This window comes from Robiginitalea sp. (genome assembly GCF_049588695.1).
Classification (GTDB): Bacteria; Bacteroidota; Bacteroidia; order Flavobacteriales; family Flavobacteriaceae; genus Robiginitalea.
This window is the reverse complement of record NZ_JBAVZJ010000165.1, coordinates 1-13,215: the sequence shown is the minus strand read 5'-3', so window position 1 is coordinate 13,215 and position 13,215 is coordinate 1. Positions and strand designations below refer to the sequence as shown.

The window sequence follows — 13,215 nt, the reverse complement described above, 5'->3', positions numbered from 1 at the left end:
CCCTGGGACCGTCACTTCCACGAGTTTGAAGATTGGCAATTCGACTGGCTTTTAGAAAAAGCAGGATGGGAAATCAAAGACCGGATACAGTGGACGCACCCGGTTGGAAAAATTGGCTTTAGGCCCCTTCTGAGGCGGTTTACACCCCGGTACTACCTGATCTATGCCGAGCGTCCCCAATCCGCGGATTCCACATCCCGATAATTGTAAATATTCCATGAAGGAGGCAGAGAGAATTTTGATCGTGATGCCTGCCCACAATGAAGGGGCGCACATCATCCAATGCCTGGAATCATTTGCAAATCAGACCCGAACCCCGGATGAGCTGCGGGTCGTGAATGACAATAGTACGGACCAAACAGGGGCTTTGGTCGCGGAGTTTGCCAAAACCCATCCCTGGATCAGAATTATCAACCGCACTTCCGCTAGAGAACATCTCCCCGGGACTAAAGTTGTACAGGCGTTCAATGAAGGACTTGGATCGGATTGGAGCACCTTTGATTTTATAGGTAAATTCGATGCAGACATCCTGCTCCCCCCTGATTATTTAGAAGAAATACTGCATAGTTTTCTAAAAAACCCCAAAACCGGGATATGTTCAGGCCTCCTGTACATCAAAAAGGAGGGGCAATGGATCTATGAAGCCATAGCGAATACCGACCATGTCCGGGGTCCGGTCAAATTGTATTCCAGAGCCTGTTTTTCGAGTATTGGGGGCCTGCGGCCTTTTATTGGATGGGATACCGCCGATGTGCTTTTAGCCAGGTATCGGGGCTTTGAGGTCCGTACCCTGCCGGGTCTCAAGGTAAAGCATCTCCGCCCCACAGGGTCCGGTTATTCAACCCGAAATGCGCGATTTCAGGGGAAGGCGCTGTACCACATGAATTATGGCTGGCTCCTTAGCCTGGTTGCTGCCGGTAAAATGGGTGTTCAAAGAAGGAAAACCACGTTGCCCTGGCACGCCATGCTCGCCTACTTTCAGGCCTATAAGGCTGGGGACCCGAGAATGCTGGATGCGGAGGAGGGCAAATTTGTCCGCCGGTGGCGCTGGAAAAAAATTATGGGTCGTTTATTCTAGCACTTCCGGAATAGCTGTGCCCGTAGTTCCGTTGGGAAAAGCAATGCCCAGCATTACTGCCAGGGTAGGTGCAATATCCCGTATATACGTCTTACGTACAGTACTGCCCGGGACCACTCCTTTTCCGTAAAAAATCAAAGGGACATGGGTATCATAAATGTGGGGAGACCCATGTGTAGTTCCGGTTTTGGAATAATCGATATGTGCCGGAGGGGGAACCAGGATCACATCACCGGATCTTTTTTGGTTATACCCATTTTGCAAAATAGCTTCAATGCCTTCTGTAAAAGATCCATTTCGCATCTGCCCGGAGGTATACACCTTATATATTCCCTCGTATTTCAAAAGCTCTTCCGCAAACTGTGTACGTACATCTTCCGGGTCCAATTCAAGATTGCGCATCAGGTCGTGATCTAGAAACAACTGATTGTTCGAGAATCCTTTCAGTAAATCGGTCGTTCCATAGGTAAAGGACATAAATTCCCCCAACCGCTCGCGCATCTTATTTTTATAAAGGTACCCTGCCGGGATACCGGCATCTGCCAGGTAAGCCGGCACCGGGGATACCCCGTGATCGGCAGTCAGGAAAACAGTATAAGCCCCCTCCCCTACAGACTTGTCCAGTTCTTTGAGAAGGCGCTCCAATTCTTCATCCAATCGGATATACGTATCCTGGACTTCTTTGGAATTCACCCCGTATCTATGTCCCACGTAATCCGTGCTTGAAAAACTAATGGCGAGAAAATCTGTAATCTCATCGACCCCGAGCCCTTCTTTTTCAAGGGCCTCTAAGGCAAAATCCAGCGTCAGGCTATTCCCAAAAGGTGTTGCCTTCAATATATCGTAACCTCCATTGGCCGCCCAAAGCGCCGGGAGATCATGGGGGAAAACCGGGGCTACCTCCCCTGTAAACACCCCTTCATAAGGCACATTATCCGGACCGCTTTCCACATAGGACTCCGGTTTATGGCTGAGTTTCCAGACTTGCCTGTAGCGCTCTGCGGGATTCGAGGCGTTAAATTCCTGCACCCAGGCCGGTAGGGCGTCCATATAATGTGAACTACTGATCCAGCCCCCGGACGCACCTCCCTCAAACCAATAGGCAGCGTTGGCTGTATGACCGCCGGGTAAAACAGCTCCCCGGTCCTTGATGGCAACCGAAATAACCTTGGAGCGCATCTGATAGTGAAGCCTCAACTGATCCGTAATGGTGGTCGTCATCAATCTATGGGGGGAATGCTGCCCGGCATTCGTGGTCGTACCTATAGAGGTCTTAGACGTATCTCCCACGCAATAGACCCCGGAATCCGTGTACTTGTCATACCAATTGTTCCCAATGATTCCGTGACCGCTGGGGGTAGTCCCCGTATATACAGATGCATGGCCCGGGCCCGTACTGGTTGGAGCATAACCGAAATGATGGTTCTTACCGAAAAATCCTTCCCCAATCAGCCTTTTAAAGCCTTTCTTTCCATAATGATCCCAAAAACGGGTCAGATAATCGTACCGCATCTGATCCACCACGATCCCCACGACCAACCGGGGCGGGTTTTCAAAAGTATCTGCGACCCCAGAACCTCCGCGGTCCCGGGTATTTTCCTGAGCTTCAAGCCTTAGAAAACCTCCCAAAATCAGGGCCAGCAATACGGTGTGCAAACGGAAATAATGAATTCTCATAGGGCGTAATTTCTAATCAAAAATACATATTAAACGAGATCATAAAAGCCTGTAAGGTTAAATGAGTGTGAATATTGTTATTTTTACCACACAAGGGTTAAAAGATCTTAATGAACTACCTCAGCTCGATTGGAAGTTATACCATAATGGTCCGCGAAGTTTTCAGAAAACCCACCAAATGGGGGATCATGAAATCTCTGATTCTCAAAGAAATTGACGAATTGATTTACGGGTCTATGGGGATTATAATCTTTATCTCCTTTTTTATCGGGGGGGTGGTGGCCATACAAACGGCCTTGAATATCACGAGTCCGTTTATCCCGAGGAACCTTATTGGCTTTGCCACCCGCCAGTCTGTAATTCTGGAATTTGCCCCGACTTTCACGTCCATTATCATGGCGGGTAAGGTAGGATCCTATATTACCTCGAGCATCGGAACCATGCGGGTGACGGAACAGATAGATGCCCTGGAAATTATGGGTGTTAACTCCCTGAACTACCTGGTCTTCCCAAAAATTGTCGCCATGATGCTCTACCCATTTGTCGTGGCTATCGCCATGTATATCGGAATCTTCGGGGGATGGGTTGCAGGTGTCTTCGGGGGGTTTAGCTCGAGTGCTGATTTTGTGGAAGGGCTCCAACTCGATTTTATCCCTTTTCACGTCACCTACTCCTTTATTAAGTCTATAGTTTTTGCCTTTATCATAGCAACTGTTCCATCCTACCATGGTTACTTTATGAAAGGGGGAGCCCTGGAAGTCGGTAAGGCGTCCACCATCTCATTTGTTTGGACCAGTGTTGTGATTATTCTTATGAATTACGTACTCACACAGTTAATGCTCGGATAGGCCCATGATTGAAGTTTGCGATCTTAAAAAATCTTTTGAAGGCACCGAAGTGCTCAAAGGGATTAGTACAGTTTTTGAACAAGGGAAAACGAATCTGATCATCGGGCAAAGTGGCTCGGGGAAAACGGTCTTTATGAAATGCCTGCTCGGCCTGATAACTCCCACTAGCGGTACCATCCGCTACGAGGGCAGGGATTACGCCGAATTTAACATAGAAGAGCAGCGCAACCTTCGCCAGGAAATGGGGATGGTGTTTCAGGGCAGTGCCCTTTTTGATTCTAAAACTGTGGAGGGTAATGTCATGTTCCCCCTGGAGATGTTTACCAAACAAAGCCGCGAGGAAATGCAGGAGCGGGTAGATTTTGTCCTCGAGCGTGTCAATCTGATCGATGCGCATAAAAAGTATCCGTCTGAGATCTCAGGTGGGATGCAAAAACGTGTGGCCATCGCCCGGGCGATCGTAATGAAACCAAAGTACCTCTTCTGTGATGAGCCGAATTCCGGGCTCGATCCGAAAACAGCCATACTCATAGACAACCTGATTCAGGAGATTACTGACGAGTACCAGATTACCACCGTCATCAATACCCATGACATGAATTCAGTCATGGAAATCGGTGAAAAAATAGTTTTTCTAAAGAATGGTATTAAAGAGTGGGAAGGAAGCAGCAAGGACATCTTTAAAACGGATAACGAAGCTGTGAGCAATTTTGTATATTCCTCAGAACTCTTTAAAAAAGTACGTCAAATGTACCTGGAGGAACGGGCCTAAGGAGCCGCATTCCGCACCTGTATCTTTTCGTTTTTTAATCGAATTCTGAGCCATTCCGAAAGCTTTTTGAGTTGCTCTTCCCGCTGCTGAGCATTGACCTCTTCTTTCCACCGGGCTTCAAAAACCGGAATGGTGTCGGTTTTACTGAAGTCTGTTTGTAGCGTATAAGCGAACCCAAGGCCCGCAAGACCCTCATAATTTACGCGGGCTTCTGCCGAAACAGACTCGAATGGAAATAAGCCGTCCGCCAGGCTGCTCATCTTGGAAAGTTCCTCTTCCAGGATTTGAATACGTTCATCTTTGCTCATCAACTCTAACTTTTTGGCTTCGTAGAGTTCACTCACATAGCGCAATTTTTCATCACTATCCGATTGTGCCCCCTGCACTACCCTGTATTCGGCTTTTTCGAGCTCTGAATACGCCTTCATCTGACCCCTCCAGGTTGAGATAATATTATCTGGTATTTGTTCATTGCCCATACAAACGACCTCCACATAAGACTGCCCCTTACGGTCGTAATGAATTTCTGTCAGGTTATCGATATACCGGCCATTTCCAGAAAACTGGTACACTTCGATGGTCTCCTGGACCAAACGCTGCGCCTGGCTGCGGAACCGGGATTCCTTAAATTCGAGCCAAAAGGCGTAACTGGCCGGGATCATGACTAATACGGCAATGACAGAGGCCATACGGGAAATAAAAGTCCTTCGCTTTGAATTGGCGTAGCGGACCATGGGGAATCGAAGGTATTTAAGGACCAGAAAAGTCGCCAAGGCGATAAAAATGGCGTTGATAAAAAACAGGTACATGGCTCCCAGGGCATAGTCCCAATTGCCGATGGCTATGCCGAACCCGACGGTACAGAGGGGAGGCATCAGGGCGGTGGCTATAGCCACCCCAAAGATCACACTGGCAATGGTTCCTTTTCGGGCCCGGGCAATAACCAGTGCCAGGCCCCCAAAAAAGGCAATCAATACATCCCGGATATCGGGTTCCGTTCGAGCCAGTAATTCAGAGGATTCATCCCGAAGGGGGAAAAAGTTAAAGAAAAGGTAGGCCGTGAGCACACTGAGTACAACCATGACCGCAAAATTCTTAAGGGACCGTCTCAGGGTATCGATATCATTGGTAGCTATCGACATTCCTATACCCAGGATAGGGCCCATTAGGGGGGAAATTAACATCGCTCCAATGACAACAGCCGTTGAATTCGCATTCAGCCCCACCGAGGCGATAAAAATAGAACAGACCAAAATCCAGGCGTTGTGGCCCTTAAAGGAAATATCCTGATCAATGGCCGCACGGGTCGCCTCCTGGTCCGTATTATTGCGGATGTTCAGTAAATCACTGAAGAAAGATCGAGCACTGCCCAGGAGGCCTTTAAAATCCTTTTTAACCTCATCGCCTTTTTCCTCTGATTCCCTCTGGCTTTCCGTACGCTCCGCTTTCTGCCGCTCCAGTTCTTCCTTATCCGGTACTTCCATAACCTGTTTAGATAAAATCGGATCCAAAAGTGTCTTTCACCCTTGATACCCATTGTTTAATTTCCTGTTCTTTCTCTTTAGGCAGCACTAACAGTGCCTTTTCAGTATCGACCACAATATAGTCCTTCAGGCCCTCCAAAACGCCTATTTTGCCTTCTGGCAGCCGCACCATAAGTCCTTCACAATCTTCGGTGAGCACACGGGTCCCGGTGCCGGCATTTCCAGCAGTGTCTTTCGGGAGTTTATCGTAGAGTGAACCCCAGGTGCCCAGGTCATTCCAGTCGAATCCTGCGGGCAATACATAAACGGCGTCCGACCTCTCCAAAATGGCGTAATCGATGGAAATGTTAGCCGCGTTCGGGTAATTCTCCCCAATGAACTTTACTTCTTCCGGGGTGTTATAAACATCAGTCCCTTTTTCAAAAAGCGCATACTCCTTGGGTTGATAGGCTTTGAAGGCCTCGATGATCGCCGATGCGCTCCACATAAATATCCCTGCATTCCAGAGAAAATTTCCCTGGCTCAGAAAGTGTTTTGCTGTGGCATAGTCGGGTTTTTCGCGAAACTGTTGCACTTTTTTCACTCCAGGCCTGGATTTTTCCTGTGCATCGAATTCAATATACCCAAAGCCTGTATTCGGGAACGACGGCGCTATACCCAATGTACAGAGCACCGGAGCCTGTGAACACTTTTCGAAACAATGGACCACGTCATCCTCAAACGCCTGTTCATCTTCTATCCAATGGTCGCTGGGGGCAACCACAATAAGGGCGTCCGGATTCATTTTCCGGATTTTCAGGGCCGCATACAGGATGCATGGAGCCGTGTTTCTCATAGCGGGTTCGGCCACTACCTGTGAAGCCCCAATTTCCGGTAATTGTTCCATTACCAATTTCGTGTACCGCTCATTGGTCAGGATTAAAATGTTCTCCGCCGGTATAAAGCGCGAAAGACGTCCAAATGTTTTTTGAAGCAGGGAAACGCCCGCACCCAGCATGTCGTGAAATTGCTTGGGGTATGCTGTGGTACTCACAGGCCAAAAGCGGGAACCAACCCCTCCGGCCATCAATATTGCGTAGTAATTCGAATTCAAAAGAGCTTCTTTAAGATTTATCAGGTCAGGATCTTCCCAGCCATTCTACTTCTGCCTGGGGTTGAAAAAGATACAATTTTCCGGTTGCAACCTCAATACACTGGTACCGTTTTATTTTCTTCGGCCCCTTCTTAAAAATACGACCATTGTACATACGAAACACACTGCCTTCCGGGAGTTCATAAACGTATTGCTTATCCCGTGCTTCCGAATCGAATTCCCTCAGAGCAAGGGCAAGCGCGGAATCGGTGCTGCTACTGGCCTTTGGATTTTTAAAATGCCGGGCGAGCAATGGAAGGAGTTGATTGGGGAAAACTTCAGGCCTTAAAAAGGGAAGCATCATCTGTTGAAAAGTGTACTTCCATTCTTTTCCATGGGGCTTTATCCGCCTTCCATAAGTCTCAAATGCCACCAAATGGGCAAATTCGTGGATGAGTGTGATCAGAAACCGATATTTGTTGGACATGGAATTTACCGTGATCATATGCCCGCCCCCGGGAAGCATCCGATAATCTCCATGACGGGTCACCCGTTGGTTGACTATTTTTAAATGAATTCCATACTTTTTAATAAGTTCCAGACAGGGCCCGATCGCCCGTTCCGGAATATAGCGCTCCAACACCTTTTCCATTGAGGTAAAGTTAGAAAAATAACACGTGTAAATGTTTTACCCTGAAGTTCCCGAATTTATGGGGTAGAATTACTCACAGGAAGTATTTTCCCATTGTAATAGGCGTGTCCGGTTAGTGCGAAATGCCCAATATAAGCGGCCATTTCCCCCGCACTTAACGGAGCCTGATACCCGGGAAATGCGGCCTCGAGCATTTCGGTTTGGACGGCTCCCAGAGCCAGCACATTAAACGAAGGGCCGGTATCTTTATACTCTTCAGCCAGGAGTTCCACCAGGGTGATTACCGCTCCTTTACTCGAACTGTATGCAGCCAGGCCCGGAAATTTGGCACTCCCCTGAACACCCCCCATAGAACTGATCGTAAGTACATGGCCATCTGCTTCCATAACCGGGATAAGGGCCCGTGTCAATTCCGCTACCCCGAAGACATTGACCTCGTAAATCGCTCTGAAGTCATCAACGGTTGAATCCGTAAAGGGTCGATTTAACAACATTCCGGCATTGTGAATCAGTACATCGGCTGTTCCCCATTCCCCTTTCACCCAGTTTGCGGCCTTTTTAATATGCCCGGGATCCGTAATGTCAAAGCACCATGTAGTCACCCCTGCCAAACCGAGTTCCAAAACTGGATTCTCATTTCGCGACAGCGCCAATACCTGATGACCGGCAGCAGCCAGCTGGGTCACCAACTCAAAACCAATGCCCCGGCTTGTGCCCGTAATGATAATCTTCGACATGCTCAGTTTAGTTTAGTTTGATCTCTTCACTGCCCCCGTTGGCAATCCCCTCAATAACCGGGATCATCCGGCTGACAACCTTTGAGAGATGTTCATAATCCATTCTCGAGGCTTCATCTCCCGGTTGGTGGTAGTAGTTGTAATTCTCAAAGTCAAAAGATGAAAAAGTATGAGAAGGCACGCCATAGACTTCCCAGAAGGCGTAGTTGTCTGAGCGTTGGAACAGGTTAAACTCACCGGCTTTAGGCAAAAACCCAACCAGGCCTTCTCCTCCATAAGCATTGGCAACGGCTGCGAGATTGGACTTCTCATACCCCGTTAGATATAACAGGTAGTCTTTGCCCTGCATGGGCACGCCAGTCATCTCAAAATTGAGCATGGCATAGAGGTTTACCCCCGAATCCTTTAAACCCGTTGCCAGGTGTTTGGAACCCAATAACCCCTTTTCCTCCGCGCTGAAAAATGCAAAAATCAAACTGCGTTTTGGAGCATTTTGCCTTCCAAAATAACGCGCCAGTTCCAGGACCGTAGAAGTTCCCGAGGCGTTGTCATTGGCCCCGTTCGCAATTTCGTCCCCATCTTTGGGCGGGACGATTCCGATATGATCAAAATGGGCGCCGATAAGGATATACTCCTCTTTCAGATTTGGATCGGAACCTTCGATAACACCGACAATATTATAAGCCAGGGTACTCGTATTCGAAAGCGTGTCCCGAAAACTGTCAAAAAAGGGTTTTACCCCATACGCCTCTAACTCGTTTTCCAGGAATTCCCCAGCTTTCTCTATACCTTCAGATCCGGTATCCCTGCCTTTAAGTTCGTCTGAGGCGAGGTAGGTCACTACCTCATTCATTTTTTTGGCACTGGGTATGCTCCCGCAGGAACCCAGCAACAAGCCCATCGCAACAATCCCCCATATAAAGTATAGCCTCCTATTCAAGGCGACAGTCCTGTTTAAACGATAAGGGATGGCAATACGCATCAGGCCAACATGGTTACAGGATGTTCCAGATATGCCCTCAGCGTCTGCAGGAACTGAGACCCCGTAGCCCCATCAACCGTCCTGTGATCGCAAGCCAGGGTTACCTTCATCGTATGCCCTACTTTTATTTCCCCCTCACGCACCACAGGTTTTTCAACAATGGCCCCCACAGATAATATCGCGGAATTCGGCTGGTTGATGATAGAGGTAAACTCGAGGATACCAAACATTCCCAGGTTGGAAACCGTAAATGTACTCCCCTCCATCTCAGCCGGGGTAATTTTTTTGATACGCGCCCTGCCAGCGAGGTCCTTAACCGCTGAACCGATCTGGGTAAGACTCATCTGATCTGCGAATTTCAGTACAGGAACCACCAAACCTTCATCTACGGCTACTGCAACTCCTATATGGATGTGTTTGTTGTATTTCATCGCATCCGCACTCCAGGACGTATTCACCTGCGGGTGTTTCCTAAGCGCCATGGCACAGGCCTTGACAACCATATCGTTAAAGGATACTTTGGTGTCCGGGAGGGCATTTATGCTTCCGCGTGAGGCCATAGCCTGTTCCATATCCACCTCTATGGTGAGGTAGTAATGCGGGGCGGTAAATTTGGATTCACTCAAACGTTTGGCAATCACCTTGCGCATTTGAGAATTCTTAACTTCCTCGGAAGCCTCTTCCCCTGCAGGGACATACGCCGTAACACCCGGGGCGGCCTGACCCGAAGCTTCAGGTTGCGAAGCAGCTGCCGGGGCCGCGGCAGGAACAAAGTTCTCGATATCCCGCTTTACGATCCGGCCCGAATCACCGGTTCCTGTAACCTGCTTCAGATCAATTCCCTTTTCTTCAGCCATTTTCCGGGCGAGTGGTGAGACAAAAATCCGATCCCCATGAGCCGTTTCGGCCGGTTGGGGTTTTGAAGGAGTCTTCGTTTCGTCCGTCTTGGCTTCCTCCTCTGCCGGAGCCGAGTCCGTTGGGCCTTCCCCTGCGGCAGCAGATGTGCTTAACGCGGCCGAAACATCCGTGCCTTCGGGGCCAATTACGGCGAGGACAGCGTCCACCGGGGCAGATTCGCCTTCCTGTATCCCTATATGCAGCAGCGTACCCGTATAGAAGGATTCAAATTCCATGGTGGCCTTGTCCGTTTCGATTTCGGCAAGGATATCCCCTTCCTCGACACTATCTCCAACTTTCTTTAACCAGGAGGCCACGGTGCCTTCTTCCATAGTATCACTCAGGCGTGGCATTGTGATGATTTCCACCCCTTCGGGAAGTTCCTCAGCCGATCCGGAGGCAGGTGCTTCCGCCTTTTCCCCCGCGGATGTTTCCCGGGGTTTTTCCTCCTGAGCCCCGTTGGCAGGAGCGCCCTTTTCATCCAGCAAAGCCGAAATATCTTCACCCTCAGCACCTATAATGGCGAGTAGGGCGTCCACAGGAGCCCCGTCGCCTTCGGCAATTCCGATATGCAGTAAAGTACCCTCGTGAAAGGATTCAAATTCCATGGTCGCCTTGTCCGTTTCAATTTCGGCAAGGATGTCTCCCTCCTCAACGGTGTCCCCAACATTTTTGAGCCATTTAGCCACGGTGCCTTCTTCCATGGTATCGCTCAGTCGGGGCATTGTGATAATCTCAGCCATCTGACTTTCTGTTATAATTTATGTTTCAGGAATGGATAATCCTCCTGTTCGTAGACCACGTCATAGAGTTGTTCTACTGGAGGGAAGGGAGATTCCTCCGCAAATTTCTCGCATTCTTTTACCCGTTCTTTGACGCGGGCATCTATTTCCTTCAGATCTTCTTCCGAAGCGTATTTTTTGTCCAGGATGACCTGCTTCACCTGACTGATCGGGTCGATTTTTTTATATTCTTCCACCTCATCTTTGGTCCGGTAGTGCTGGGCATCCGACATGGAGTGTCCACGGTACCTGTATGTCTTCGCCTCCAAAAAGGTAGGTCCCCCTCCACTTCGGGCCCGTTCAATGGCCTTATTGACTTCTTCCGCTACGGCAACCGGATTCATGCCATCCACGGGGCCACAAGGCATTTCATACCCGAGTCCGAGTTTCCAGATATCGGTAGTGTGTGCCGTTCGGGCTACGGAAGTCCCCATAGCATACCCGTTGTTCTCACAGATAAAAACCACCGGCAACTGCCATAACATAGCCAGGTTAAAGGCCTCGTGCAGGCTACCCTGCCGAACAGCCCCATCACCCATATAGCATAAAGTCACGGCATCCCTTCCAAAGTATTTGTCCGCAAAGGCCAGGCCTGCGCCCAGGGGGATTTGCCCTCCGACGATTCCGTGCCCGCCATAAAACCTGTGTTCTTTGGAAAAGATATGCATGGAACCCCCCATTCCTTTAGAGGTTCCCGTCACCTTCCCGAAAAGCTCGGCCATCACCTTTTTGGGGTCTTCGCCCATCCCAATAGGTTGTACATGGTTTCGGTAAGCCGTAATCATCCGGTCTTTTCCGAGTTCCATAGCGTGAAGGGACCCCGCCAGGACAGCCTCCTGCCCGTTATAGAGGTGCAGGAAACCCCTTACTTTTTGTTGGATATATACCGCGGCGAGTTTATCTTCAAACTTCCGCCAGAAAAGCATCTCCTCGTACCAGTTCAGGTATACCTCTTTGGTAATTTTTTTCATGAAGGCCTGTTTCTATCGTTTTTGGGGTCAGAAAACCGAGACAGACTGCCTGTTTTCCCGACGTAGAAGAGCAAAAATACACATTAAATCAATTAAGGGAAAAAAATGGAACCCAAAGACTGAACCACCTGAAACTTAATTAAAATCGGGAGTCCAGATAACTCTGATCAAAGCCCAGGGGAAGCAGGGCTGAAACCGAAGGACATTCATAAACCTGTCCATTGTCGGCCTGCAACAGGATTCTAATCGGCCTTTTCTGACGGTGTTCGTATTCCAACAGGGATTGGCGACAATTCCCGCAAGGGGCGGCCGGGGTTTTCAAGTGATTCCCGGGGGAGAGGGCGACCACAGCCAAAACCTCAATGACACCCTCGGGAAAGCGAGCGCCTTTTTGAAATACGGCAACGCGTTCCGCACAGAGGCCGGAGGGGAAGGAGGCATTCTCCTGATTGCTTCCAATGAGCACTTCTCCCGATTGCAACGACAGGGCGGCACCCACCCTGAAACCCGAGTAAGGCGCATACGCCCCTGAAGTGGCAGTCCGTGCTTTTTTCAAAAGCTCCCGATCCCCAGAGGGAAGGGCTTCTTCCCCCTCGTAAATAGTCAGGTCAAAACCCACGTGTCGTTTCTCCATAGTTAAAGATACATTGCTCTGATTACAAACTGCAGTGCCGCGCAAAAAAAACCCGCCAGGTAATTTGGCGGGTCCTTTAAGTGTATGTATAAGATGTTTAGTCGTTGTAGAATTCCTGCCCCAGGTAAAAAGTGAGCGAAAACCGCAGGGTATTCTCCAGTGGATTCCGCACCTGTGCTGTTGAAAAGAGATAGGAAAGATCAATTTGCGCATTATTATACCGGAAACCGGCACCAAGGCTAAAGAATTTTCGAAAACCTTTCTCCTCACTTTCATTAAAATACCCTGCCCGGAGCATAAACGCCTCCCGAAAGACGTATTCGGCTCCGAGAGCCCAGGTAATTTCCTTCAATTCCTCGCTAAATCCGTCAGGAGCGTCTCCGAAGGATTTAAAAACGCCTTCAAACCACCCGATATCCTGGTATATAGCGTTGTCTTCCTGGTCCAAAAATCCATTCCCATTAAAATCCTGGGGGGTAGGCACCAACAACTTATTGAACTCTCCGCGGAGGGAAAGCGCATTGTCCATATCGAAAATAAAATCAAATCCTCCACCTAATCCGAGATTGGTGGGTATAAAATTCTCCTGTCCCCCGGCGTCGTATTGAATTTTGGGACCCAGGTTAGAG

At 49.1% G+C, this 13,215-nt stretch carries 13 protein-coding genes and 1 pseudogene; 4 read left to right on the top strand and 10 right to left on the bottom strand.

Translation table 11 applies throughout. The features are described 5' to 3' along the window. Both WBV75_RS03965 and WBV75_RS03960 read left to right on the top strand, forming a co-directional pair. Positions 1–204 (top strand): annotated as a pseudogene (locus WBV75_RS03965) (methyltransferase); the annotation flags it as partial. Positions 205–217: 13 nt separating this feature from the next. Then, entirely contained in the window at positions 218–1,078 is an 861-nt protein-coding gene (locus tag WBV75_RS03960; RefSeq protein WP_424119354.1) for a glycosyltransferase family 2 protein, read from the top strand. On the opposite strand, the gene pafA is transcribed toward WBV75_RS03960, so the two are convergent. Then, positions 1,070–2,755: an alkaline phosphatase PafA gene (pafA, locus tag WBV75_RS03955; protein WP_424119353.1), complete on the bottom strand. Its 1,686-nt coding sequence runs from the start codon at positions 2,753–2,755 to the stop codon at positions 1,070–1,072. The two genes, WBV75_RS03960 and pafA, sit on opposite strands and share 9 nt — an antisense overlap. A 110-nt stretch (positions 2,756–2,865) precedes the next feature. On the opposite strand from pafA, the gene WBV75_RS03950 reads away from it, so the two are divergent. Both WBV75_RS03950 and WBV75_RS03945 read left to right on the top strand, forming a co-directional pair. Next, on the top strand, positions 2,866–3,603 hold the full coding sequence (locus tag WBV75_RS03950; protein WP_424119352.1) for an MlaE family ABC transporter permease: 738 nt from the start codon (positions 2,866–2,868) through the stop codon (positions 3,601–3,603). Between the two features lie 4 nt (positions 3,604–3,607). After that, a complete protein-coding gene (locus tag WBV75_RS03945) occupies positions 3,608–4,375 on the top strand; it encodes an ABC transporter ATP-binding protein (RefSeq protein WP_424119351.1) in 768 nt (255 codons plus the stop codon). Here the strand turns inward: WBV75_RS03945 and WBV75_RS03940 are convergent. The 9 genes from WBV75_RS03940 to WBV75_RS03900 all read right to left on the bottom strand — a co-directional run. Next, the gene (locus WBV75_RS03940) at positions 4,372–5,859 is read right to left on the bottom strand and encodes a DUF389 domain-containing protein (RefSeq protein WP_424119350.1); all 1,488 of its coding nucleotides are present in this window, start codon (positions 5,857–5,859) and stop codon (positions 4,372–4,374) included. The two genes, WBV75_RS03945 and WBV75_RS03940, sit on opposite strands and share 4 nt — an antisense overlap. 7 nt (positions 5,860–5,866) lie before the next feature. Beyond that, on the bottom strand, positions 5,867–6,952 hold the full coding sequence (locus WBV75_RS03935; RefSeq protein ID WP_424119349.1) for a mannose-1-phosphate guanylyltransferase: 1,086 nt from the start codon (positions 6,950–6,952) through the stop codon (positions 5,867–5,869). 25 nt (positions 6,953–6,977) lie between these two features. Then, a complete protein-coding gene (locus tag WBV75_RS03930) occupies positions 6,978–7,583 on the bottom strand; it encodes a SprT-like domain-containing protein (RefSeq protein ID WP_424119348.1) in 606 nt (201 codons plus the stop codon). Between the two features lie 56 nt (positions 7,584–7,639). Then, positions 7,640–8,320 carry an SDR family NAD(P)-dependent oxidoreductase gene (locus tag WBV75_RS03925; protein WP_424119347.1) on the bottom strand — a complete coding sequence of 227 codons (681 nt, stop codon included), beginning with the start codon at positions 8,318–8,320 and terminating at the stop codon, positions 7,640–7,642. Positions 8,321–8,327: 7 nt separating this feature from the next. Beyond that, positions 8,328–9,260 carry a M28 family metallopeptidase gene (locus WBV75_RS03920; RefSeq protein ID WP_424119346.1) on the bottom strand — a complete coding sequence of 311 codons (933 nt, stop codon included), beginning with the start codon at positions 9,258–9,260 and terminating at the stop codon, positions 8,328–8,330. A 41-nt stretch (positions 9,261–9,301) separates the two neighbouring features. Further along, entirely contained in the window at positions 9,302–10,942 is a 1,641-nt protein-coding gene (locus WBV75_RS03915; RefSeq protein WP_424119345.1) for a pyruvate dehydrogenase complex dihydrolipoamide acetyltransferase, read from the bottom strand. 11 nt (positions 10,943–10,953) lie between these two features. Beyond that, positions 10,954–11,952 (bottom strand): pyruvate dehydrogenase (acetyl-transferring) E1 component subunit alpha, encoded by a 999-nt coding sequence (gene pdhA, locus WBV75_RS03910; RefSeq protein ID WP_424119344.1) that lies wholly within the window; start codon positions 11,950–11,952, stop codon positions 10,954–10,956. A 139-nt stretch (positions 11,953–12,091) separates the two neighbouring features. Continuing rightward, positions 12,092–12,586 carry a cytidine deaminase gene (locus WBV75_RS03905; protein WP_424119343.1) on the bottom strand — a complete coding sequence of 165 codons (495 nt, stop codon included), beginning with the start codon at positions 12,584–12,586 and terminating at the stop codon, positions 12,092–12,094. A gap of 97 nt (positions 12,587–12,683) precedes the next feature. Further along, on the bottom strand, positions 12,684–13,215 hold a 532-nt coding region (locus WBV75_RS03900), incomplete at its 5' end, for a PorV/PorQ family protein (protein WP_424119342.1).

What these genes read in the sequence shown, in the direction of transcription:
- WBV75_RS03960 (WP_424119354.1), top strand. Translation starts at nt 218, where the DNA reads ATGAAGGAGGCAGAGAGAATTTTGATCGTGATGCCTGCCCACAATGAA.
- pafA (WP_424119353.1), bottom strand. Translation starts at nt 2,755, where the DNA reads ATGAGAATTCATTATTTCCGTTTGCACACCGTATTGCTGGCCCTGATT.
- WBV75_RS03950 (WP_424119352.1), top strand. Translation starts at nt 2,866, where the DNA reads ATGAACTACCTCAGCTCGATTGGAAGTTATACCATAATGGTCCGCGAA.
- WBV75_RS03945 (WP_424119351.1), top strand. Translation starts at nt 3,608, where the DNA reads ATGATTGAAGTTTGCGATCTTAAAAAATCTTTTGAAGGCACCGAAGTG.
- WBV75_RS03940 (WP_424119350.1), bottom strand. Translation starts at nt 5,859, where the DNA reads ATGGAAGTACCGGATAAGGAAGAACTGGAGCGGCAGAAAGCGGAGCGT.
- WBV75_RS03930 (WP_424119348.1), bottom strand. Translation starts at nt 7,583, where the DNA reads ATGGAAAAGGTGTTGGAGCGCTATATTCCGGAACGGGCGATCGGGCCC.
- WBV75_RS03925 (WP_424119347.1), bottom strand. Translation starts at nt 8,320, where the DNA reads ATGTCGAAGATTATCATTACGGGCACAAGCCGGGGCATTGGTTTTGAG.
- WBV75_RS03915 (WP_424119345.1), bottom strand. Translation starts at nt 10,942, where the DNA reads ATGGCTGAGATTATCACAATGCCCCGACTGAGCGATACCATGGAAGAA.
- pdhA (WP_424119344.1), bottom strand. Translation starts at nt 11,952, where the DNA reads ATGAAAAAAATTACCAAAGAGGTATACCTGAACTGGTACGAGGAGATG.
- WBV75_RS03905 (WP_424119343.1), bottom strand. Translation starts at nt 12,586, where the DNA reads ATGGAGAAACGACACGTGGGTTTTGACCTGACTATTTACGAGGGGGAA.